The sequence below is a fragment of the Brachybacterium sp. AOP24-D1-21 genome (genome assembly GCF_052378665.1).
Classification (GTDB): Bacteria; Actinomycetota; Actinomycetes; order Actinomycetales; family Dermabacteraceae; genus Brachybacterium.
The window spans coordinates 624,703-647,863 of record NZ_JBQSXX010000002.1 but is presented as its reverse complement, the minus strand read 5'-3'; the positions used below and the strand labels follow the sequence as shown (position 1 = coordinate 647,863).

General features: G+C 70.0%; 20 protein-coding genes. 6 read left to right on the top strand and 14 right to left on the bottom strand.

Annotated features, from left to right (window positions below; translation table 11 throughout):
* Nucleotides 1-9: 9 nt before the first annotated feature.
* The gene (rplU, locus tag ACT3UF_RS17610; RefSeq protein ID WP_089063991.1) at nt 10-318 is read right to left on the bottom strand and encodes a 50S ribosomal protein L21; all 309 of its coding nucleotides are present in this window, start codon (nt 316-318) and stop codon (nt 10-12) included.
* Between the two features lie 252 nt (nt 319-570).
* Complete coding sequence (locus tag ACT3UF_RS17605; protein WP_441445487.1) at nt 571-3,561, bottom strand: Rne/Rng family ribonuclease; 2,991 nt, start codon at nt 3,559-3,561, stop codon at nt 571-573.
* Between the two features lie 380 nt (nt 3,562-3,941).
* Between ACT3UF_RS17605 and ACT3UF_RS17600 the strand changes: the two genes are divergently transcribed.
* Genes ACT3UF_RS17600 through ACT3UF_RS17580 form a run of 5 tightly spaced genes read left to right on the top strand, consistent with a single transcriptional unit; the run spans nt 3,942 to nt 11,218 of the window.
* Nucleotides 3,942-5,498, top strand: a complete 1,557-nt coding sequence (locus ACT3UF_RS17600) for a cytochrome ubiquinol oxidase subunit I (protein ID WP_441445488.1) — start codon at nt 3,942-3,944, stop codon at nt 5,496-5,498.
* Between the two features lie 19 nt (nt 5,499-5,517).
* A complete protein-coding gene (gene cydB / locus ACT3UF_RS17595) occupies nt 5,518-6,600 on the top strand; it encodes a cytochrome d ubiquinol oxidase subunit II (RefSeq protein WP_441445489.1) in 1,083 nt (360 codons plus the stop codon).
* 12 nt (nt 6,601-6,612) lie between these two features.
* The gene (gene cydD / locus ACT3UF_RS17590; protein WP_441445490.1) at nt 6,613-8,325 is read left to right on the top strand and encodes a thiol reductant ABC exporter subunit CydD; all 1,713 of its coding nucleotides are present in this window, start codon (nt 6,613-6,615) and stop codon (nt 8,323-8,325) included.
* Nucleotides 8,322-10,049, top strand: coding sequence for a thiol reductant ABC exporter subunit CydC (cydC, locus tag ACT3UF_RS17585; protein ID WP_441445491.1), 1,728 nt, complete (start codon nt 8,322-8,324; stop codon nt 10,047-10,049). Before cydD ends, cydC begins: the two co-directional genes overlap by 4 nt.
* Nucleotides 10,046-11,218: a sensor histidine kinase gene (locus tag ACT3UF_RS17580; protein ID WP_442332643.1), complete on the top strand. Its 1,173-nt coding sequence runs from the start codon at nt 10,046-10,048 to the stop codon at nt 11,216-11,218. Before cydC ends, ACT3UF_RS17580 begins: the two co-directional genes overlap by 4 nt.
* A 20-nt stretch (nt 11,219-11,238) precedes the next feature.
* Here the strand turns inward: ACT3UF_RS17580 and ACT3UF_RS17575 are convergent, their stop codons facing one another.
* From ACT3UF_RS17575 to ACT3UF_RS17540, 8 genes are all read right to left on the bottom strand, one after another.
* A complete protein-coding gene (locus ACT3UF_RS17575; protein ID WP_441445493.1) occupies nt 11,239-11,892 on the bottom strand; it encodes a response regulator transcription factor in 654 nt (217 codons plus the stop codon).
* A gap of 143 nt (nt 11,893-12,035) precedes the next feature.
* On the bottom strand, nt 12,036-12,914 hold the full coding sequence (locus ACT3UF_RS17570) for an alpha/beta hydrolase (protein WP_441445494.1): 879 nt from the start codon (nt 12,912-12,914) through the stop codon (nt 12,036-12,038).
* A gap of 86 nt (nt 12,915-13,000) precedes the next feature.
* The gene (mutM, locus tag ACT3UF_RS17565; protein WP_442332644.1) at nt 13,001-13,954 is read right to left on the bottom strand and encodes a bifunctional DNA-formamidopyrimidine glycosylase/DNA-(apurinic or apyrimidinic site) lyase; all 954 of its coding nucleotides are present in this window, start codon (nt 13,952-13,954) and stop codon (nt 13,001-13,003) included.
* Nucleotides 13,955-13,969: 15 nt separating this feature from the next.
* Complete coding sequence (gene rnc, locus ACT3UF_RS17560) at nt 13,970-14,722, bottom strand: ribonuclease III (protein ID WP_442332645.1); 753 nt, start codon at nt 14,720-14,722, stop codon at nt 13,970-13,972.
* On the bottom strand, nt 14,722-15,294 hold the full coding sequence (locus tag ACT3UF_RS17555; RefSeq protein WP_441445497.1) for a YceD family protein: 573 nt from the start codon (nt 15,292-15,294) through the stop codon (nt 14,722-14,724). Before ACT3UF_RS17555 ends, rnc begins: the two co-directional genes overlap by 1 nt.
* Nucleotides 15,295-15,327: 33 nt before the next feature.
* A complete protein-coding gene (gene coaD / locus ACT3UF_RS17550) occupies nt 15,328-15,819 on the bottom strand; it encodes a pantetheine-phosphate adenylyltransferase (RefSeq protein ID WP_442332646.1) in 492 nt (163 codons plus the stop codon).
* A 50-nt stretch (nt 15,820-15,869) separates the two neighbouring features.
* Entirely contained in the window at nt 15,870-16,250 is a 381-nt protein-coding gene (locus ACT3UF_RS17545) for a DUF3224 domain-containing protein (RefSeq protein ID WP_442332647.1), read from the bottom strand.
* A gap of 3 nt (nt 16,251-16,253) precedes the next feature.
* A complete protein-coding gene (locus ACT3UF_RS17540) occupies nt 16,254-17,102 on the bottom strand; it encodes a DUF6597 domain-containing transcriptional factor (RefSeq protein WP_444599433.1) in 849 nt (282 codons plus the stop codon).
* Nucleotides 17,103-17,276: 174 nt separating this feature from the next.
* On the opposite strand from ACT3UF_RS17540, the gene ACT3UF_RS17535 reads away from it, so the two are divergent.
* Nucleotides 17,277-17,651: a VOC family protein gene (locus ACT3UF_RS17535; RefSeq protein ID WP_444502269.1), complete on the top strand. Its 375-nt coding sequence runs from the start codon at nt 17,277-17,279 to the stop codon at nt 17,649-17,651.
* 22 nt (nt 17,652-17,673) lie between these two features.
* Here ACT3UF_RS17535 and ACT3UF_RS17530 read toward each other — a convergent pair whose 3' ends face one another.
* The 4 genes from ACT3UF_RS17530 to ACT3UF_RS17515 form a co-directional block, all read right to left on the bottom strand.
* The gene (locus ACT3UF_RS17530) at nt 17,674-18,255 is read right to left on the bottom strand and encodes a GNAT family N-acetyltransferase (protein ID WP_444502270.1); all 582 of its coding nucleotides are present in this window, start codon (nt 18,253-18,255) and stop codon (nt 17,674-17,676) included.
* Between the two features lie 21 nt (nt 18,256-18,276).
* Complete coding sequence (locus ACT3UF_RS17525) at nt 18,277-19,860, bottom strand: HNH endonuclease signature motif containing protein (RefSeq protein ID WP_444502271.1); 1,584 nt, start codon at nt 19,858-19,860, stop codon at nt 18,277-18,279.
* A 445-nt stretch (nt 19,861-20,305) separates the two neighbouring features.
* On the bottom strand, nt 20,306-20,884 hold the full coding sequence (rsmD, locus tag ACT3UF_RS17520; protein ID WP_441445504.1) for a 16S rRNA (guanine(966)-N(2))-methyltransferase RsmD: 579 nt from the start codon (nt 20,882-20,884) through the stop codon (nt 20,306-20,308).
* Nucleotide 20,885: 1 nt separating this feature from the next.
* Nucleotides 20,886-23,099: an ATP-dependent DNA helicase RecG gene (locus tag ACT3UF_RS17515; protein WP_442332102.1), complete on the bottom strand. Its 2,214-nt coding sequence runs from the start codon at nt 23,097-23,099 to the stop codon at nt 20,886-20,888.
* Between the last annotated feature and the right edge of the window lie 62 nt (nt 23,100-23,161).

Here is a 23,161-nt window from a genome sequence, read left to right as displayed (position 1 = left end):
GGGGATCGCTCAGGCGATTCCGGTGATCTTCAGCCGGGTGAGCTCCTGGCGGTGGCCCTGGCGCTTCTTGTAACCGGTCTTGTTCTTGTAGCGGAGGATCCGGATCTTCTCGCCGCGGAGGTCTTCGACCTTCTCGGCGGTGACCTTCACCTTGGCAAGCTCGTTCTGTGCGGAAGTGACCTTGTCACCGTCGACCAGCAGCACGGGAGCGAGATCGACGCTGTCGCCAGCCTCGCCTGCCACGCGGTTGATCACGATGGTGTCACCGACCGACACCTTCTCCTGACGACCGCCTGCGCGGACGATTGCGTACACCACGTCAATGCTCCATCTTGTGAATCGAATTCGAGACATGCTCCCTGCCGGGTGTCATCGCGGACCTGCGACCGTCAACCGGACCTGAGCCCCGTACGAACGGGGTCAAGCGGGAGATGCGGTCGCGCGATGCCCACCGGAAGCACGACTGCGGCACGTTTTGCGCCAGGGAACAGCTTACGATCCCGACACCCGCCGGTCAACCACCGGACACGTTCCGACCTGCGAGAACGCGGTCACACCCTGTGGAACACGTCACCCCTGGCCGGGGGCGTCCTGCTCCCAGGTCGAGCTCGAGGGCTCGCTCGCGGAATCCGTCGCCGTTTCAGCGGGGTCGTCGGACCCCGAAGACTCGCTGCGCTCTGCCGGAGCTGCCGCGTCCACGACCTCACCGTCGACGGTCACCTCGGGCTGCGTATGCGCCCCGGAGGCCGCCGCGATGGAGGCGATGGTGGCGCGAGCCAGGGCACGGCTGTCGGCGTCGTCCTCGAGACGATGCACATCGGCCTGCGACTCCTCGGTGCCGCTGTCGCCGCTCTCGGCCTCTTCCTTGGCACCGCCGCGCGTGCGTCGCCCGCGCCGTCGCGAGGACTTCGAGGAGTCGTCCCCGCCGTTCTCGCCGTGACCGGCGCTGCCGCCTCCGTTCCCGCCGTTGCCCCCACCGTTCGCAGTGCTGCCGCCGCCGTGGCTGTGGGTGCCGTCGACGTCGACGACCAGGCCGCGTCCGTTGCAGTGCTCACAGGTGTTCGAGAAGGTCTCGACCAGGCCCTGCCCGACCCGCTTGCGGGTCATCTGCACCAGGCCCAGCGAGGTGACCTCGGCGACCTGGTGCTTGGTCCGGTCTCGGCCCAGGCACTCGACCAGGCGCCGCAGCACCAGGTCCCGGTTGGACTCGAGCACCATGTCGATGAAGTCGATGACGATGATGCCGCCGATGTCGCGCAGCCGCAGCTGACGCACGATCTCCTCGGCGGATTCGAGGTTGTTCTTGGTGACCGTCTCCTCGAGCGAGCCGCCGGTGCCGGTGAATTTGCCTGTGTTCACATCGACCACGGTCATCGCCTCGGTGCGATCGATCACCAGGGAACCGCCGGAGGGCAGGTAGACCTTGCGATCCATGGCCTTGAGGAGCTGCTCGTCGATGCGGTGCTTCGCGAAGACGTCCTTGTCGCCGACATGGCGGGTCAGGCGCTCCAGCAGATCCGGGGCCACGTCGCTGATGTAGGCGTGGACGGCATCGTGGACCTTGTCCCCCTCGACGATCAGGGAGGTGAAGTCCTCGTTGAAGACGTCACGCACCACCTTGATGGCGATGTCCGGCTCCTGGGAGAGGGCCACCGGGGCGGACTTGCTCTTCTGCGACTTCTCGATCTTCTCCCACTGGGCGCGCAGGCGCTCGACGTCGTGCGTCAGCTCCTCCTCGCTCGCGCCCTCGGCGGCGGTGCGCACGATGACGCCCGCGTCCTCGGGGATGATCTCGCGCATGATCTTCTTCAGCCGCGCACGCTCGGTGTCGGGCAGCTTGCGGGAGATGCCGGTCATGGAGCCGCCGGGCACGAACACCACATAGCGGCCGGGCAGGGAGATCTGGCTGGTCAGCCGGGCACCCTTGTGACCGATCGGATCCTTGGTGACCTGCACCAGCACCGGATCGCCGCTCTTGAGCGCGAGCTCGATACGACGCGGCTGACCCTCGAGGCCCACAGCGTCCCAGTTGACCTCACCGGCGTAGAGCACCGCGTTGCGGCCCTTGCCGATATCCACGAACGCAGCTTCCATGGAGGGCAGCACGTTCTGGACCTTGCCCATGTAGACGTTGCCGACCATCGAGGTCTGCGTCTTCTGGGCGACGTAGTGCTCGACCAGCACATCGTCCTCGAGCACCGCGATCTGGGTGCGGCCGGCGCGCTCGCGCACCACCATCGAGCGCTTGACGGACTCGCGGCGGGCCAGGAACTCGGACTCTGTGATGACGTTGCGGCGACGACCGGCGTCACGGCCCTCACGGCGGCGCTGGCGCTTGGCCTCGAGGCGGGTCGAGCCCTTGACGGCCTTGACCTCGTCGCGCGCTTCTCGGGCGTCGCGCACCTTGACCACAGTGTTCGGCGGATCATCCGGGGAGGTCGATTCGTCCCCGCTGCTCCCGGAGCGGCGCCGACGCCGGCGACGGCGTGAGCTGGAGGAGCTGCCGGAACCGGACTCGGATCCCTCTCCGCTGCGGTCCTCGTCCTCGGCATCGTCCTGCGCGGAGCTCTCCGCGCCGTTGTCCTCGCTGTCGGTCTCGCCGTAGCCCGTGCCGTCCTCGGATCCCGAGCCGTCGTCGTCGCCGCGACCGCGACCGCGTCGGCCACGACCGCCTCGTCGACGCCGCCGGCGGGAGTTCGAGCTCGAGCTGTCGGAGGAGGAGTCCTCGCTGCTATCGCTGTCGTCGCTGTCGCCATCGCTGCCGTTGTCCTCAGACTCGGAGCCCGCGGCGGCGGAGTCGGAGCTGGCCGCGCCGGAGGTGCGCTGGGAGGAGCGTCGCGAGCGGCTGCGCCGGGAGCGCGAGGGCTGCTCCTCATCAGTCTCGGAATCAGTCTCGGACGACACCTCGTCGTCGTCGTCGGAACCAGCGGCGAAGGAGAGGCCGGCGCTGCCGACCGGGGCGTCGTGGGCACCGACGGTGGTGCGGGGCTGCGCGGTGGGCGCCTGGAACAGGAGCGAGGCGAAGTCCATCTGGACCTGCTCACGGCGACGGGCGCGGTCGTCATCCGCCGCCGCGGCGGAGTCGTCCTCACCGGCGCCACGGGCCGAGGCGAGGGCACGCAGATCGCCGAGGACAGGGCTGTCGTCCGTCGCCGCTGCGGGTGCTTCCGGTGCGGTTGCTTCCGGTGCAACGGCTTCTGGAACGACCGCTTCCGAAGCCTCCTCCTCGACCTGGGGCTCCACGGTCTGGGACGGCGCGGTCTGAGTCGGCGCGGCCTGGGGCTCCTCGACCGCATCCGCGGCCGGGATCACCGGGGCTCCGGCCGGGGCGCCAGCGCGCCGACGGGGGCGCTTCGTCCGCACCGGAGCGGGCTCAGCCGCGGCCGCCTCCTGCGCGGCCACCACGGTGCGCGGGGCGGAGGTCTCCGGCTGCGGGACCGCAGGCGGGGTGAAAGCAGGGGCTCCGACGGGGGCGCCGGCGCGCCGGCGACGACGAGCGGGAGCAGCGGGCTGCGTCTCGTCCGACGAATCGTTCTCGGGAATGTGGGTGCTGTCAGCCATGAGGCCGTCTCCTTCTGGAGGACCAGCGCACCCTGGTCCCTTCTGGTCATCGTCGCTGGGACGGAAGTCTCAAGCCCTCGCCGTCGCGCAGCTCCCCGATGGAAGCGCTGCGATGCCGACCGAGGGAACACAGCGGTCGCGGTCGTCCGCGTAGCCGGTGCTCCGACGTCACGACGCCGGGAGGTTCCCCCACCCGGTACGGAGCAGGAGAGTGCCTCGATCAGTATGGCACAGGGGTCGCTTCCGCCGGAGGCGACATGCTCGGACTGCCTCTGACCGTTCCCGCGGGTCTACGCTCGAGAGCGGGACCATCGTCCTTCGCCGCGCCGGTGACCGCCCCGTAGGTTTTATGACGGCGTGTCGTCCACTCGGGAGGAATCATGGAAGCCTTCGACCTGGCACGGTGGCAGTTCGGCATCACCACCGTGTACCACTTCATCTTCGTCCCGCTCACCATCGGACTGTCCCTGCTGGTCGCGATCATGCAGACCCGGGCGGTCTTCTCGAAGGATCCTGCGCGCAAGGATGCCTGGACGCGGATGACGAAGTTCTTCGGCTCGATGCTGATCGTGAACTTCGGCATCGGTATCGCCACCGGCATCGTCCAGGAGTTCCAGTTCGGCATGAACTGGTCCGAGTACGCACGCTATGTGGGCGACGTCTTCGGCGCACCGCTGGCGCTCGAGGGCCTGGCGGCCTTCTTCCTCGAATCCGTGTTCCTGGGACTGTGGATCTTCGGCTGGGGCAAGATGCCCGAGAAGATCCACCTGCTGACGATCTGGGCCGTGGCACTGGGCACCACCCTCTCGGCGTATTTCATCATCGCCGCGAACTCCTTCATGCAGCATCCTGTCGGCGCGATGCTGAACCCTGAGACCGGGCGTGCGGAGCTCGACCCCTCGCAGGGCTCGATCCTCGCGGTGCTCACGAACGTCACCGCGATGGCGGCCTTCCCGCATGTGGTCTCCGGGGCCTGGCTGGTGGCTGGAGCGTTCCTCACCGGGGTCGCCGTCTGGCACATGGTGCGCCACCACAACCGGGCGCGAGCATTCGGCCTGGACACCGAGGAGGGGCAGGAGCACCATCTCGCCGCCCGCGATCTGTTCCGGCCCACCGTGCGCTTCGGGGTGATCGCCATGGTGGTGTCCGCCGTGGTGCTCGTCATCTCCGGGGACTTCCAGGCCAAGCTCATGTTCGAGCAGCAGCCGATGAAGATGGCCTCGGCCGAGGCACTGTGCGAGACGCAGTCGGACGTACCGTTCTCGATCCTCACCGTCGGAGGGCCGGATGCCTTCAGCGAGGACTGCTCGGGGGTCACCCACATCATCGAGATCCCTTATGTGACGGGGATCCTCGCCACCAACGACCCGCACGCCACCCTGCAGGGCGTGGACGATCTCAACGCCCAGTACAAGGAGCAGTTCGGCGAGACCGCCCTGGACATCCGCGGCAACGAGGTCGCCGTCGACTACCGGCCGAACCTCTTCGTCACCTACTGGTCCTTCCGGCTGATGATGGGGCTCGCCGCCTTCAGCGGAATTCTCGCCCTCTGGGCCCTGTGGGTCACCCGCGGCAAGGGGGAGAACGCCCGCACCTCCGGATCGAAGCTCCTCCAGTGGTTCGCCGTGCTCGCGATCCCGATGCCCTTCTTCGCGAACTCCGCGGGCTGGGTCTTCACCGAGATCGGACGGCAGCCCTGGGTGGTCCACCCCAACCCCCTGGATCCGACGGTCCGGCTGATGACCATGCAGGGCGTCTCCGCGAACCCCGGCTGGATGGTGCTCACCTCGCTGGTCGCCTTCACCCTCGTCTACGGAGTCCTCGCCGTGCTCTGGTTCCAGATGATGCGCAAGGCAGCGCTCAAGGGCGTGCCGCTGGCCCGGCGCGACCCCGAGACCGACGAGCTCGACACCCCCACCCTGTCTTTCGACTACTGAGAAGGGACCAGATCAGATCATGGATGCCATGCTCGACCCCACGGTCCTCCAGACCCTGTGGTTCGCCCTCATCGCCTTCTTCTTCCTGGGCTACTTCGTGCTCGAGGGCTTCGACTTCGGGGTGCAGATGAACGTCGCCACCTTCTGGCGACGAGGCGTGCAGACTCGCGGCACGGTGCTGAAGACCATCGGGCCCGTCTGGGACGGCAACGAGGTCTGGCTGATCACCGGCGGCGCGCTGCTGTTCGCGGCCTTCCCGGAGTGGTATGCCACGCTGTTCTCCGGCTTCTATCTCGCCCTGCTGCTCCTGCTGCTGGTGCTGATCGTGCGGGTGTGCGCCTTCAAATGGCGTGACAAGGTGGACAGCGACCGCTGGAAGAACTCCTGGGACGTGGTCCATGTGATCGGCGGCTTCGCGCCCGCCCTCCTGTGGGGTGTGGCCTTCGGGAATATCGTCTCCGGAGTCTCCATTGATGAGAACCACTGGGTGACCACCTCCCTGCTGGGACTGCTGAACCCCTTCGCGCTGCTGGCCGGGGTGGTGTTCGTGCTGCTGTTCTGGCTGCACGGCACCCACTACCTCGCGCTCAAGGTCCAGGGCAGGCTGCGGGAGGACGCGAACCGGCTGGCCGGGATCCTGGTGTGGCCGACGTTCGTGTCCGGTGCCGCCTTCCTGCTCTGGTTCCAGTTCTCCCACTCGAACACCTGGCTCACCCTGATCCCGGTGGCCGTGGCCGCGGTGGCCCTGCTCGCGGCGGTCCCGCTGAACCGGAAGCGCCGGGAGGGCCTCGCCTTCGGTGCGACCTCGACCGCCATCGCCGCGGCTGCGATCACCCTGTTCGGGGGCCTGTTCCCCTATGTCATGCCGGCCAGCAACGATCCGGCGAACTCGCTGACGGTCGCGAACGCCTCCTCGACCGAGCACACGCTCACGGTGATGCTGGTGGCACTCGGCGTGCTGATGCCCATCGTGATCGCCTACACCGTCTGGACCTATCGGGTGTTCCGCCACCGGGTGGCCGATGAGGACTCCCCCGCCCCCGGCGCCGAGCTGCTCGAGAAGGCGAAGAAGGGCTACCGGGAAGCCTTCGAGCAGGGCTGACAGACTGATCCGATGACCACCGCGACCGCAGAGCCCACCAAGGCCGACCCCGCCGCCGAGCCGGCGCCGAGGCGGAGCCGGGCCCCGCTGGACCCCCGCCTGGTGCGGGAGGTCAGGGCCGCCCGGCACCACCTCGTCAGGAGCGTGGTGCTGGGGCTCGTGCAGTCCGCCTGCATCATCGTCACCGCCCTGGTCATCGCACGCCTCGGCGCGCATCTCCTGGTCCAGCGTGAGATCCCCCAGGAGGCGCCGACCCTGCTGCTGGTGCTTGTCACGGCGCTCGCGGTGCGTGCCGGCGCCGTGCTCGTCGAGGAGGCCACCGCCCACCGTGCGGCGACCGCCGCGATCAGCGAGCTGCGCGGCCGGATCGTCGGCCATGCGGCGGCGCTCGGCCCGCGTGCCGGTGCCGGTCGCGGCGCGGACCTGACTGCGCTGGCCACCACCGGCATCGAGAACCTGCGCCCCTATCTGGTGGGATACGTCCCGCAGCTGCTGCTCTCGCTCACGGTGACCCCGCTGTGCCTGCTGACCATCGGTGTGCTGGATCCGCTCAGCGCGATGATCGCCCTCATCACTCTGCCGCTGATTCCAATCTTCATGGTGCTGGTCGGCAAGCTGACCGTGGGACGGTCCGAGAAGCTGATCGCGGACATGCGCTCCTTGTGGGCCCAGCTGCTGGACCTGGTGGACGGGCTGCCCACGCTGCGGGCGCTGGGCCGCGAGCGCGGGCCCGAGAGGACGGTGCGGGAGCTCGGCGACCGTCACCGCGCCTCGGCGATGGGCTCGCTGAGATTCGCCTTCCTCTCCTCGATGGTGCTCGAGCTGCTGGCCACGCTGTGCGTCGCACTGATCGCCGTGAGCATCGGGATGCGACTGGTCTACGGGGAGATGGAGCTGGCTCCCGCGCTCGCGGTGCTGGTGCTCGCCCCGGAGATCTACCAGCCGCTGCGCAACGTCGGTTCGCAGTACCACGCCTCCACCGACGGTCTGGCGGCGGTGGGCGCGGCCTTCGAGGTGCTCGATGAGCAGCCGTCGGCCGACGGCGCTCTGCCCGCCCCGGATCTGCGCACCTCCTCCCTCGCCCTGCACGGGGTCTCGGTGCGCTCCCGCGACGGCTGGGCACCGCGCAGCGCTGAGCTCACGGTGAGGCCCGGCCGGGTGCTCGCACTGACCGGGCCCTCGGGCGCCGGAAAGACGACCGCGGTCCAGGTGCTGCTGGGGCTGGTGGATAACGACCGGGGCCATGCGGAGGTGATCGCCGCCGACGGCACCGCGACCGACGTCCGCGAGATCACGCGGCGCAGCCTGTGGGACCAGGTCGCCTGGCTGCCGCAGCGTCCTGTGCTGCCCCCGGGGACGATCCGTTCCGTGCTCGTCAGCTCCCAGCCCGGCGCCGACCAGGCCGAGCTGGAGGCGGCGGCCGCCGCGACCGGTCTCGACGCGGTCATCGCCGAGCGGGGCTGGGAGGCGGATCTCGGCCGCGCGGGGCACGGGATCTCGCTCGGTGAGCGGCAGCGTCTCGCTCTGGCCAGGGCGGTCCTCTCCCCCGCACCGCTGGTGGTCCTGGACGAGCCCACCGCGCATCTCGACGGCGCTGCCGAGCAGGTGGTGCTGGACCTGATCGCGGATCTCCGTGAGCGGGGACGGACCGTCGTGGTGATCGCCCACCGCTCACGGCTGGTGGACGTCGCCGATGACGTCGCACGCGTGGAGGCAGGCCGATGACACCCGCCCCGACAGCCCTCAACGATCCCGCCCGCTCCGACCTGCGCCGGGCGGTGCGGGCGCTCGAGATCCCCCGCGCGCGGCTGCTCGCCGCGGTGCTCGCCGCCTGCGCGACCCTCGGCTCCGCCTTCGCCCTCGCCGCGGTGTCCGCATATCTGGTCACCCGTGCCTGGACGATGCCGCCGGTGCTGGATCTCACCGTCGCCGTGGTGATGGTCCGGGCGCTCGGAGTCTCGCGAGGGGTGTTCCGGTGGCTCGAGCGGATGCTCACCCACGATGTGGCGCTGCGCGGCGTGGTCTCCCTGCGCACGAACCTGTTCTCAGCGCTCGCAGCGCGCACCGACGACACCCTCACCCGGCTGCGGCGCGGGGACCTTCTGAGCCGACTGGGCGACGATGCGCAGGAGCTCGGCGACCATGTCATCACCGCGCTCGTGCCCGGGCTGGTCGCCGCTGTGATGGGGGTGGTCGTGCTCGCGACCTTCGCGCCGCTGTCCCCGGCGGCGACCGCAGCGATGCTCGCGGCACTGCTGCTGGCGAGCGTGCTCGCACCGCTGGCCTCCCACCGCGCCGCCCGCCTCTCCGAGCAGGCCGTGCTCACCACCCGGGCCGAGGTCAGCGCCCAGTCGCTCGAGATCCTCGATGACGCGACCTCGCTCCGGGTCGACGGTCGGCTCGAGGCGGCGCTGACGCAGCTGCATGCCCGGCAGGCCGCCCATGACGCCGCGATCGACCGCGCCGCCCTGCCTGCGGCGGTCGCTGCGGCAGCGGTGCCGTTGACGCTCATCCTCGCCGTGACCGGCTCGCTGCTCGCAGCCGGTGCGGTCTGGCTGGACGGCAGCGCGTCGGCCGGACAGGTCGGCATCCTGCTGCTGCTGCCGCTGTCCTCCTTCGAGGCCGCGACCGCGCTGCCTGCCGCCGCCGCCCAGCACGCGCGCTCCCAGGCCGCTGCGCAGCGCCTGGGACAGCTGGTGGGCCGGGCGCCCACCAGTCCGGCGCCCACCGACCCGGCACCCGTCGGCCCCACCCGCACCGACCCGGTACCGCAGCGCCCGCTGACCGCCGCCCTCCGCGTGGTGGGGCTCACGGCCGGGTGGACCGCTGAGGCGCCGCGGGTGCGGTCGCTGGACCTCGAGCTGCCTCCCGGTGCTCGGCTCGCGGTGGTCGGCCCCTCAGGCAGCGGGAAGTCCACGCTGCTGGCGACGCTCGCCGGGCTGCTCGACCCGCTCGCCGGCACGGTCGAGCTAGATGCCCAGGACGTCGCCGCCCTCGCCCCGCAGGACGTGCGCTCCCGGGTGACGATGTTCGCGGAGGACGGTCATGTCTTCGCCACCACGCTGCGGGAGAACCTGCGGGTGGTGCGGGGGGATCTCGAGGACTCCGAGGCGGAGGATGCGCTGCGGGCCGTCGGCCTCGACGACTGGATCGCGACCCTCCCCCACGGGCTCGACACGATGCTCGGTCCGGATGGGACCACCATCTCCGGCGGTGAACGGCGGCGGCTGCTGCTGGCGCGCGCGGTGGTGCGCCGCGGACCGGTGCTGCTGCTGGACGAGCCCACCGAGCATCTCGACACCGGACGGGGCGATGCGCTGCTGCGCGCGCTGCTCGATCCTCGCGAGAGCACCCTCGTCCCTGCGACCACCACCGTCGTGGTGGTCACCCACCGTGTCGAGGCGATTCCCTCCGGCACCCCGATCCTCCGTCTCGAGGAGCACCGATGAGCTCACACACCCCATCACCCACGCGCCCGCCATCGACCGCTCCCGCCCGTCCGGATCGTCCGCGCATCCAGGATCTCGCCGGCGCCATCCTCGCCGGGGGCGAGACCGAGGACCTGCTGGACCTGCTGCTCCACTCCGCCCGCACCGACCTCGCCGCCCGCAGCGCCGCCCTCGTGATGCCGCTGGGCCCCTCCCGCTGGGGGATAGAGATGGTGGACGGCCCGGATGCCGCCTCGCTGCATGGTGCGGAGATCCCCGCGGACTCAGCCATCGGCGAGGCCCTGCTGTGCGCGGATCCCGATGTGCTCGAGGCCATCGGCAGCCTCAACGTGGACACCGCCGGCACCGGGCAGGAGGACTGCCGGGCGCTGCTGGGCGTGATCGACGCGGCAGAGCACGGAACGGGGCTGCTCGCGGTGCTGCGCGCCGCGGATGCCGAGCCGTTCACGGCCGCGGATCGCGAGCGGCTGGACTCGCTCGCGGGTCTGATCGCCCTGACCCTGCGCTCCCCGTTCCTGCACTCGGACAGCGGGATCGACGACGAGCGCGGTCGCATCGCCCGCGACCTCCACGATCTCGCGATCCAGGAGCTCTTCGCCGTCGGGATGGAGCTCGAGAGCCTGGTGCAGTCCCTCGAGGCGCCGGGCATGACCCCGTCGAACGCCCGGATCCGCAGCTCCGTGGCCACCTCCGTGCAGGGAGTCGAGAACGCCGTCGCCCAGATCCGGCAGATCGTGCAGTCGCTGCGACGCGAGCGCGCCGTGGCCAGCCTCTCCGAGCAGCTTCGGCACGAGGTGGGGCTGGCCACCGCCGGGCTGGGCTTCGTCCCCTCGATGCGGCTGCCCCCGCACCCCGCGGAGATGGATGCCGAGCTGCCACCGGAGATCGCCGAGGACGTGGTGGCGGTGGTGCGGGAGTGCCTGGCCAATGCGGCCCGGCACGCGCACGCGAGCGCGGTCGCGGTCTCGGTGAGCGTGTTCTCCGAGGGCGTCGACAGAGTGGTCCAGGTGAACGTCTCGGACAATGGCCGAGGGATCGATCCCTCGGTGCGCCGTCGCAGCGGGTTGGCGAACATGTCGGCCCGGGCACGGCGTCATTCCGGCTGGGTGGACGCGATCAACCTCGAGCCGGGGACGATGATCTCCTGGCGGGTGACGCTGCCGAGCTGAGGCCTGCTCTGCCGGCGCTGCTACTGCTGCTTCCACCCGGCGCGACGGCGGGCGGCGACCAGCGCCGCCACCTGGGTGCGACGCTGCATCCCGAGCGCCTGCAGGATCACCGTGACCCGGTTCTTGACTGTCTTCTCGGCGATGCCGAGCGCTTCGGCGATCTCACGGTTGGAGTGTCCATCGCCGATCAGCTCGACGATCCGCTGATCGGACTGCGAGAGGTCCGGTCCTTCATCCCCGTGGTCGGCGGGCCAGATCGACTTCCCTGCATGCACCGCGATGATCGCCTCGACGATCTCCTGCGAGCGCGCGGACTTCAGCATCAGGCCGGCCGCCCCCACGGCTTTCGATTCACGCAGCGCGGCGTCGTCGTCGAAGCTGGTGAGCACCAGCATCAGCTGCTCGGGGTTCAGCTCCCGGGCCTTCTTCATGACGTCGATGCCGGTGCCGTCCGGGAGCTGGAGGTCCACGACCAGCACCTCGGGCCGGATCGCGGGCAGGCGTCGGTTCGCCTCGAGGACGGAGGAGGCCTCACCGATCACGCTCAGCTGCTCGCTCGCATCGATCACGGTGACGATGCCGCGACGGACCACCTCATGGTCATCGACCAGCATCACGCGGATCGGTGTGGGGGAAGAGCTCGACGTCACAGGAATTCTCACCTCGCGGATCATCTGCTCGCTGTGCTGTCCTCGAAAGTCGGCACAGTCACCCGGAGCAGGCTTCGGTTCCTCCGCCCTTCGTGACGGAGCCGGGCTCAATCTATCGCATCGGGCAGTCCCTGCCCTGGTCGGAAACGACGTCACCGAATGCGGGATCACTCTCGCGCAGCGCTCCGAGCCAGCAGGCCATGCATGGTCATCCAGCTGATGAAAGCCTCGAACCAGCCGGTGCTCGTCGTCTCCTTCGGATACATGCCGAAGCCGTGGCCGCCGCGTTCGTAGTAGTGGAACTCGACGGGGCGTCCGGCAGCGTGCCAGCTCTCGACGAGTCCGAATCCGCTGGAGGCGAACAGGGGGTCATCGGCGGCGAGCGCGATGAACAGCGGCGGCGCGTCCGCCGGGACGTCGAACGAGCTCATCGGGCCATAGACGCTACCGATGAAGGCGGGCTCGGCGTCCTCGCCCGCGAGGGCGGTGGCGAGTGTGAGCATAGCGCCGGCGGAGAAGCCGACCATGCCGACCCGGGCCGGATCCAGGCCCCACTGGGTCGCGTGGCTGCGCACCCATGCAAAGGCGGCGCGGGCGTCGGTGATCTGCGCATCAAGACCCGCGAACGATCCGACCGGGTCCTTCCGGTGGGCCGGGGGCGGTCCGGAGAGCATCTCGCGGATCTCCGTCGCGAAATCCTCGAGTTCAGGGGCGGTCTGTCGGAGGCGATACTTCACCACGAATGCGGCGACGCCGCGGTCGGCGAGCGCCCGCGCGACGTCCCAGCCCTCGTTCTGCATGGACAGTGACCGGAAGCCACCGCCGGGAGCCACGATCACGGCGGTGCCCGTGGCATCGGCCGGATCGGGCAGCACGGGCGTGAGTGTGGCGACGGTGACGTTCCGGGCGAACACGCTCCCGTATTCGCGGTGCCAGGATTCCGGGGTCGTCGCCCCGGGCAGCACGCCGGTGCCCAGCTCCACGGTGCCCGGCTGCTCGGGCGTCACGATCGGCGTCATCCCCTCATCCACTGTGCTCGGGGCCATGTGTGTCTCCATTCGGGAGGTCAGCGGGAGAGCATGGCCTCAGTGCCACGCCCCGCACAGAGTCTATGCCCGGCCATACCTCCTGCCTATGACGTGATGTGTGCCCTCGGCCGCTGGCAGCGCGGGCAGAAGTGCGAGGAACGGTTCTGGAACATCTCGCGACGGATCGTCGCGCCGCAGCGGGGGCATGCCTGCCCGGTGCGCCCATAGGCGTTCAGCGAGCGGGCGAAATAGCCGCTGCGACCATCGACGTTCACGTACAGCGCGTCGAAGCTGGTGCCGCCCACTTCCAGTGCCCGCTCCATCACGTCCTGGGCGGCACGGAGGATCGCGAGCGCCCGGCGCTGGCTGAGCGCGATGCCGGGGGTGTCGAAGCGGGTCCGTGCCATCCACAGCGCCTCGTCGGCGTAGATGTTCCCGATCCCCGAGACCAGCTGCTGGTTGAGCAGCAGCGACTTCACACCGCTGCGTCGGGCGCGCAGGGCACGGGCGATCCCGGGGAGGTCGACTGCCGGGTCGAGCAGATCGCGGGCCACGTGGGCAGCGTCGGTCGGAAGCAGTCCATCCGGACTGCCCATCGCGGCGAGCGCGCCGTCGGCCGCCTCCACCAGCGGGCTGGTCCACAGGCCGCCGAAGAGACGCTGATCGATGAGGTCCACGCGGGTTCCGCCGTCGAGGTGCAGCGACAGGCGTCGGTGGCGCAGCGGATCCGAGGCGGGACCCTCCGAGGGTGCACGGGGCGCCAGTGCGGTCCCGTCGGCGGTCGCGATCCGCAGCTGCCCGCTCATTCCCAGGTGTCCCATCAGCGCCTCGCCGGTGTCGGCGCCGTCGGCGTCGGCGAGCCGCCACCACAGGAACTTGCCGCGCCGCACCACCGCCGTGAGGGTGGTGCCGAGGAGGGCGGCGCGCAGCCGGTCCACTCCCCCGGCCTGGCGGCGGATGATCCGGGCGTCGAGCAGCTCGACGGCCTCCACGGTGCGGCCGACGGTGCGGGGCTCGAGGCCGCGCCGGACGACCTCGACCTCGGGCAGCTCGGGCATGAGCTCAGCCTCCGTTCAGCCTCGCGGGATCAGGGTCTCGCCGCGCTCGGCGAGGATCCCTCGCACCGCGTTCTGGGCCGCGGCGAGCTCGGAGTCCTTCTTCGAGGCGCCGTCGCCGCGGGCGGTGACGATCCCTTCGACGGTGACCGTGGCGGTGAAGGTCTTCTGGTGCTCGAGACCGGATTCGATGATCTCGTAGGAGACGCTCTGCCCTTCGGCCGCGGCGATCTCCTGGAGACGGGACTTGAAGTCGTATCCGGTCTCGAGGAACTCGTCGGAGTCCAGCAGGGGGCGCAGCAGCTCGAGCACGAAGTGGCGGGAGACGTCCTGGCCGAGCGCCAGGTGGGCGGCCCCGATCACGGCCTCGGTGGTGTCCGCGAGGATCGATGCCTTGGCACGGCCGCCGGTGAGGTCCTCACCGCGCCCCAGCCGCACATACGCGCCGAGGTCGAGCTTCGAGGCGATCACGGCGAGCGCGCGCGTGCTCACGGTCGCCGCGCGGCGACGTGCCAGATCACCTTCGGGAAGCGTCGGGTGGGTGGCGTAGAGGTGCTCGGTCACGGCGAGCTGCAGCACCGCATCGCCGAGGAACTCGAGCCGTTCGTTGTGCGGCAGGCCGTCATTCTCGTACGAATAGGAGCGGTGGGTCAGCGCGAGCTCGAGGAGCCCGGACTCGCTGAGGTCGGCCGCCTGCCCGGCGTCCAACGGCAGTCGGTCCAGCAGGCCCTTCGGAGCGGCGGCCTCGGTGGCGCGGCGCCTGCGCGCCATCAGGCCTCCTCGTTCTTCGACTCGTCCTCGAATAGGCCCTGCAGAGCGGCGAAGCGATCGTCGATGACGTCGTGGTGGTGGTCCGGATCGTCCTCCATGCGGAAGCCGCACTGGCCGCACAGGCCGGGGCAGTCCTCACGGCACAGGGGGCGCTCATCGGCCGCCATCGCGAGCGCGTCACGCACCAGCGGGCCGAGGTTGACGGCCTCGTCCTCGAGGAGGGTCGAGTCCTCCTTCTCGTCCGCCTTCACCTTCTCGGGGAACATGAACAGCTCGTCGAGTCGGGCGGTGACGTCCTGCTCGACCGGGTCGAGGCAGCGGGAGCACTCCCCATCGAGGTGGGCGACCACGGTGCCGTGGACGTAGATCCCCTCGACCACGGACTCGAGCTCCGCCTCGACGGCGATGTCCTGCCCTTCGGGGACCTGCATCGCGATGCCGCCGGCCTCACGTGCCGGGGCGGGGACGGTGCGCTCCACGTGACGGTGCGATCCGGTGCGGCTGATGAGGTCGACCGCATCGAAGATCAGGGCGGTGTCCAGCGATGTGGTGGAGGCGTGGTCGGAAGACATCGGTGATGGTCCTGTTCGTGTCGTGGGGATCAATCAGGATACGGCGGCGGCGTCGCGCAGTGCGTCCATGGAGGGGGCGGGGAGCATGTCGGAGACATCACCTCCGAGCGCGTGGACCTCCCGCACGAGGGACGAGGAGATGTGGGAGAGAGTCGCATCGGTGAGCAGGAAGAGCGTGTCGACGCCCGCGAGGTGGTGGTTCATCCGCGCCATCGGCTCCTCATAGGCGAGGTCGAGCTGGGAGCGCAGTCCGCGCACCACGGCGCCGGCGCCGAGCTCCCGGCAGAAGTCGACCAGCAGTCCCATGGGGAGCGTGCGGACCTCGACGTCCCGGGAGAGGTCCGACTCCTCGAGCGTCTGCGTGATCGCGCTCTTGCGGGCCTCGAGGTCGAGCGTCCCCTGCTTCGAGGGGTTGTGGGAGACGGCGATGATCACGTGATGGCCGAGGGCGGCGGTCCGACGGGTGAGGTCCAGGTGTCCCAGGGTGAAGGGATCGAACGAGCCGGGCAGGACGACAGTGCTCATGTCGCCACTCTAATGCGGAACGTCGCTGGCGCTGATCATGCTGGCGCTGCTCAGTCGAGCTCGATGTTGACCTGGTGCACGCCCGCCTCATCGATCGCGCCGATCGTGAGCACGCCGGTGAGACCCGCGAGGTCACCGGTGCCGGAGCCGGGGGCGATGAGATATCGGAGGTCCGGGTCGCCTCCCGCCATGGTGCCGAGCTGCTGGAAGGTGAGGGTGCCCCGGCGGCCGTCGAGGGTGCCCTCGAAGAGCTCCGTGGCGATGTACGAGGCGCTGCCGCTCGCGGGGTCCCCAGCGGTGAGCATGACCCCGCGAGAGGTGCCTTCGAGGTCGCCGACCCAGGTCTTGGCCAGGTCGAAGCGGTCAGCGGCGCCGGGGAGGATCTCGGCGGGGGTCAGGTCGACGGTGAAGGTGGCGCTGAGGATGGTCATGGCTCAAGTATCTCCGTTGCGGGCGTAGGCCGACGGAGTCATCCCGGTGATGCTCCGGAAGTCCCGGACGAAGTGGGACTGGTCGTACCAGCCGAGGTCCTGGGCGAGGTCCGCGATCGCTCGGTGGTCTCCGCGGTCGATCGCGGAGACGGCGTCCATCACGCGTGAGCGCAGGATCATGCGTTTGGGGCCGACGCCGACGAAGCGGCGGAAGGTCCGCTGCAGGTTCCGGATGCCGTGGCCCGAGCGTCGCTCGAGCTCTGCAGTGCCGGTCACCGAGGGATCGGCGAGCAGCTCGAGGATGGAGCAGAAATCCGCATATCCGGGGGCATCCTGCGGGCGTTGCGCGAGCAGCCAGGCGTCGAGAGCGGGCGCGGCGCCGGTCGCAGCGGTCGCCGTGCTCGACGTGCTCGACGTGCTCGACGTATCGGGATGTGCTGCGGGTGGGACGTCGGTGTCGAACCACTCTGCGGCGGGGACCGTGCGGTCCCGCACCGAGGCCGGCGGGGCTGTGGTGAAGGCGGTGGTGCCGCCGAGACGGAAGCGCACCCCGATGACGCCCCCGGTGCCGGACTGGGTCACCTCGAAGCGTCCGCGGGTGATCGGGCCCGTGATCCAGGCGCCGGCGCGGGTGCCACCGGCGCGGGTGCCACCGGTGCCTGCGCGCCGTACCCCGCCCCATTCGCGGGTCAGATGGATGGCGGGATCATCGAGGGTGGTCACCACATGCTGCTGTCCGGGTGGGAGCTGCCAGGTCACCGACCAATACCGATCCACCCAGCGGCGCAGAGGCGCAGCCGGCTGTGCGTGGTCGTAGTGGGTGTGAAGGAGGAACTCCGCAGGATTCAGCACATGCCCGAGCATGTGGCCAGGCGGCCCCTGGACGGGTGCCGGCTGTCCCGGTGCGGTCTGGCCCGGTGCGGCCTGGCCCGGTGGCAGGTGACCGGCGGGCGTCCCACGGGAGGACCGCGACCCTGTCGCGTTCGTCCAATCCTCCGCGCTGCGCATGGAGGCAGTCTGGCAGGCATGACAGATATCCCCGTTGCCCGCCTTGCCATGATCACGCTCGATGCCACCGATCCGGAGCCGCTCGCCCAGTTCTGGTCGGCTGTGCTGGGCTGGCCGGTCACCGTCCTCACCGAGCAGTACGCGATGCTCTCCGGTCCCAGCCACGCGCTGGGCATCGGCGCGATCCCCGATCATCAGGCCCCGTCCTGGCCGGATGACGGGCGCAAACAGTTCCACTTCGATCTGGCCGTCGAGGATCTCGAGGCGGCGGCGGCTCGCTGTGTGGAGCTCGGTGCCGAGCGGGTGGAGCCCCAGCCCGGCGAGACCTGGGTGGTGCTGCGCGATCCTGCTGGCCACCCCTTCTGCCTGACCGACGCTGCGGCGTGGGGATGACAGGACGGGAGACCCGTCCCCGTCAGCCGTTTCGCTCGCTCGCCAGCAGCGCGTAGGACATCCCGTCCAGCCAGCGCCCGCTGCGGTGGAGGGACTCCTCACGGAAGATGCCCTCGAGCCGCAGTCCGATCTTCTCCATCACCCGCCGCGAGCCGAGGTTCTCCGCGAAGCACGACGCTTCGACGCGACGCACACCGAGGCCGTCGATCGCGAGGTCGAGCAGGGCCCCGGCGAACTCGGTACCGAACCCGCGGCCGTGGATCGCCGGGTCCAGGACCCAGCCGATCTCAGCCTGCTGCCCAGCGGCCTGGTCCTTCATGTCCGCCTGGGACCACGCGTCCTGCCGCTCGAGCTTGCCGGAGGCGATGATCCTGCCGTCGAGCAGGCCCACCACGCAGCTGCCGAGAGTCTTGTCCCACCACTCCTGATGGTCCTCGAGAGACGTGTTCAGCGTGGTGGTCCATTCCTGCACCTCGGGCAGGCGGAACCATGGCCACACCTTCTCGGCGTCCTCGGAGAGGCCAGGACGCAGGATGAGGCGGCGCGTGTGCAGCGGCCAGTCGAGGTCGGCAAGGCCAGTGAGGGCGGTGGGCGAGCGCGTCATCGGGACAGGGTAGCGGTGCGCTCAGAAGGGTGGCGGACGGTGCTCCGGCAGCGACGCCAGCGGCGGCGGCCCGGGATCGGTGAGCTCGTCGTACTCGGGCCGGGAGTAGTACTCGGTGAGATGGAGCCCCCACCGATAGGCCTCCTCGCGGTCCGCGCTCTCGGCGGGACTCTCGTCGAGGATTCCGAGGCGGGTCACGGCTTCGAACTCGAGATCGCTGCGGTACTGCTCCCATGCACGGTGCAGCTTCTCGGAGAGTTCCCTGGTGACGAGGTCGGTGTTCTTGGCGACGTCGCTGACCGCAGCGCCGCCGATCCTCCAGCGAGTGACGCCGGTGACTTCGTTCCGATCGGGATCGAGAAGTCCGGCGGTCTTCATCCGGTGGTGGGTCCTGCACAGCCGGTGGAGGTTCTCGATCGTGGTGGGGCCGCCTCGGGAAGGTTCCTCGAGGTCGAACTCCTCGATGTGGTCCATCTCGCCGATGGTCATCACAGAGCGGGCGCAGCCGGGCACCGCGCAGACGGGGTCGATCAGGCGGAGGTTCTCGGCCATCGCCGCGGAAGGGCGGTAAGTCTGGGACGCGCTGGGCAGGTAGTCCCCCGAGATCGGGTCGGTGAGCACCCGTTCGACGGCAGGCGCCTTGGCGACCATCTGGCGTGCCATGCGCGGTGGGATCGGGTTCGTGCCGTCGAGCATCGCAGGTGCATTCGAGAGGCCGAGCAGCGTGAGCACGGGCACGACGAGCGAGATCCGGAAGGCTGGCGCGGGGACCTCTACCGTCCCGGTCTCGAGCATCGAACGGACCGCCACCGCATACTGCAGCGCCGCGAGGGACAGGTGCCGGCCCTCGCGCGCGGCGTCCCCATCGAGGTCGAAGGGGATCGGCGCACCGGTCTCGAGAGCGTGTCGTTGGGCGTCCTGGACGGCGCGTGCGGAGGCATCGAGCCGTTGACCGAAGGCGGTGATCTCTGGGATCGGACCGCGGATCATGATGCAGGCAGTGCCGTCGCCGTCGGGTGAGGGCTGGATGAACACGCTGCGCTGCTCCTGCGGAGTCTCCTGCACCGCCGCGCGGCCGAACCATTCGATGAGCGTGCGCAGCTCGCGGTAGAAGCGCTCGACGTCGATCGCCTCGAGCTGCCAGACCGCAACCCGCTCGTCGACCTGACGACGCTGGACGTGCGTCAGCCGCAATACGCTGCGGATCAGCCACTCGAACCAGTCCACGGGCAGCGCGCCCTCCTCCACCCGTGCGAAGCATGCGGGCAGGTCGGTGACCGCGACGTGCGCATCCCGGAGGCGGTCTTCGCCACGGGACAGCTTCATGCGCAGACCTGCAGAGGCCGCCAACGCGTGGAGGGCCTTCTCGTCTCCCTCATCGCTCTCGGACCAGAGGGAAGCGAGGTCACGTATCTCGGCGACATAGAGGGAGGCGTGCTCATGCCGTCGGCGGCGGAAGATCCGCAGCACGGTCTCAGCCTCCGGGGAGCTGGGAAGGACATCGGCGCGCTCCACGAGGGCTTTCGAGGTGAGGAGCTTGCGCGCCCGCACCGGGGCGCGGGGAGGCTCCGCAGCGCGGGAAGGCTCCGCATTGGTCTGCTTCATGGCAATCCCCTCCTCTGCACCCTTGCTCGTGCCCTGTCGTGATCTGCGGCGCCGACGACCGATCCCCACACCGGATGTTCGATCGAATGTTCGACCGAGCGTGCGACCAGGTGCCGACATCTCTCATTTTAAAACACATGCTCGACAAGCGCCAGAGAAACATCCGCTCCTCGCGAATTTGTGGATAACCCACGGCGGTGGAGGAACGGTCGCGATATCCACAAATCGTGCACCAATTGGGGATACTCGCAGGTCACCAGTGCGCGCGCTCGGCATGACAACCGCCTCCGCGCCAGCCGCGCGAATTGCGTCCACGCCATATCTGCAGGCCACAAAGCTACAGCGTGTTAATGCATATTCGCCGCCGCGCTGCAAGCACTTCTTGAAAATGTGGATAGAGCGGCATCACGACGAGCCACCGAACGTCACGCCGAGCCACCGAACGTCAGGCCGGGCCACCGAACTGCAGCGCGGTCTCCCCGTATTCCTTGCTGCCGTCGTCCGCCCAGCCCTCGGGCCAGTCGACGGGACGAGTGCGTGAGGAGCGCTCGATGACGACCAGCGCATCCTCCGCCAGGGCGGGGCGGAGGGTGAGCAGAAGCTGCTCGAGCGCCTCGGTGGTCACGTCATACGGCGGGTCGAGGAAGACCAGGGTGGCGGCGTGGCCGGAGGGCTGCGATGCCGGCTGCGCGGCGAGCTGGGCCGCCACGGCAGCGGCCCTGCCGACTCGGATGTCCGTGCGCTCGGTGAGGCCGAGGTCGGCGGCGGTGCGGCGCAGCTGCTTGGCGGTCGGGCCGTGCAGCTCGACCAGCAGGGCATGCTCTGCGCCCCGGGACAGCGCCTCGAAGGCGAGTCCGCCGGTGCCCGCGTAGAGATCGAGCACGCGGGCGCCGACCAGGGCGTCCCAGCCCTCGAGCCGGTTGAACAGGGCCTCGCGCACCTTGTCGGTGGTCGGGCGGGTTCCCTTGCCAGGAGGGCCGGGGATGGTGCGGCCGCCGAGGGTGCCGGAGACGATGCGCGGCATATCAGCTCCTCTCCACGTCGGGGTCGGCATCCCGCAGCCGGTCCGCGACGGCACCGGCGAGAGCGGGGTGGGTGGTGAGCTCGGGGTCGGCGGCGACCACGGCGAAGGCGTCCTCGCGGGCCTGCTCGATGGCGTGGGCGTCACGGATGACATCGAGGTGCTTGAGGGTGCGCTGCAGGCCGGACTGCTCCTCCCCCACCAGATCGCCGGCGCCTCGGCGACGCAGGTCGAGCTCGGCGAGCTCGAAGCCGTCGGTCGTCTCCGCGATGGCGTGCAGGTGCGTGGAGTGCTGCTGCCCGGGCTCGCCGGAGGTGTCGAAGAAGGCGATTCCGGCGTGCTCCCCGCGACCCACGCGGCCGCGCAGCTGGTGGAGCTGGGAGACGCCGAAGCGTTCGGCGTCCAGGATGATCATCACCGAGGCGTTGGGGACGTCGACCCCCACCTCGATGACGGTGGTGGAGACCAGCACGTCGATCTCGCCGCGCAGCATCTGTCCCATCACCTCCTGCTTCTCCTCCACGGACAGGCGGCCGTGGAGGATGCCGAGGCGGGCCCCGGCGAGCTCGGGACGCTCGGCGAGCCGCTGTGCGGTCTGGGTGACGCCGCGGGCGGGCTCGAGCATCGGCGGCTCCTCCTTGCCGTTCTCGTCGAGGATCAGCGGGGCGGGTGCGTCGGCCTCGTCCTCATCGATGCGGGCGCAGACCACGAAGACCTGACGGCCCGCGGCGATCTCCTCCGCGGCGCGCTGCCACATCCGCCGCTCCCACTTCGGGAGCTTCTCGTGGACCACGAAGCTGGTGACGCCGGCGCGCTGCCCCGGGCTCTCGCTGAGGGTGAGCACGTCGAGGTCGCCGACGGTCGCGAGCGCAGCGGTGCGCGGGATCGGGGTCGCGGTCATCACGATCACATGAGGGCTCTTCCCGGCGGCACCCTTGGCGCGCAGCCGGCGGCGATGGTCGACCCCGAAACGGTGCTGCTCGTCGATCACCACGAGGCCGAGCGAGGCGAACTCGACCTTCTCGGCCAGCAGCGCATGGGTGCCCACGACGATCCCGGCCTGCCCGGAGGTGACGTCGAGCAACGTCTCTCGACGGCCAGCGGTGCGCTGGGAGCCGGTGAGCAGGCGCACGCGGGTCGCGGCGGCATGCCCATCGAGCTGACCGGCGCGGGCGAGGTCCCCCAGCAGGGTGATCAGGGTGCGGTGATGCTGCTCGGCGAGCACCTCGGTGGGGGCGAGCAGCGCGGCCTGGTGGCCAGAGTCCACGGCGCGCAGCATGGCCCGCAGCGCGACGACGGTCTTGCCCGAGCCGACGTCCCCCTGCAGCAGCACGCTGGTGGGATGCCCCTTGCCGATGCGCTCCTGGATCATCGTGCCGATCTCTCGCTGCCCCTGCGTGAGGGTGAACGGCAGGCGCTCATCGAGCAGAGGCTGCAGCGGCCCTTCAGCGGAGAGGACGGGGGCGGGGGTGCGTTCGTCCTGGGCGCGGCGCTGAGCGAAGATCGCCTGCAGGATGAAGGCCTCCTCGTAGCGGAGGTGGGCCATACCGCGGCGGGTGTCCTCGACAGTCAGCGGGATATGGACCAGGCGGGACGCCTCGGCAAGCGGGGGCAGGCCGCGGCGGGCGATCACCTCGTCCGGCACCGGGCGGGTGAGGGAGTCGGCGAACTCGAGACCCTTCTCAGTCGCCGAGCGCATGGTGGCCTGGGAGATGTTCTGGCGCAGCGGGTAGATGGGGCGGGGCCGCTGGGCCCAGGCGCGGCCCTCGTCGGTGTCCTCGATCGTCTCGTAGTCCGGGTGGGTGATCTGGAGCGAGTCGCGGTAGTCGTCGAAGCCGACGGTGCCGTGCACGATGATCAGCGCGCCGACGGGCAGCCGGCCACGGTGCCACTGGACCTGGTGGGGCTTGGTGAGGAAGAAGGTGAGCGGCATGTCCTCGATACCGTCGGAGACGGTCACCTCGAGGATGAAGCCGCGACGGCTGCGCATCGCGCGATCGCGCACCGAGACCACCGAGACCACGGCGCTGACGGCCTCACCCTCGTTGACCTCGTGGAGGGAGCGCAGCGGAGCGGGTACGACATAGCGGCGCGGCGCGAAGCGCATCATCGTGTCCAGGTCCCGCACCCCGAAGGACGCCATAGCCTTGGACTCCTTGGAGATCAGCAGCTCCGTGAGCGGCATCGAGCCCCGTGCGGACTCGTGCCTCCTGGCCATGCGGACGTCTCCTCGTGCTCGATGTGCGCCGCCCGGTGGAGTGCGGCGCGCCAGGCCCTATC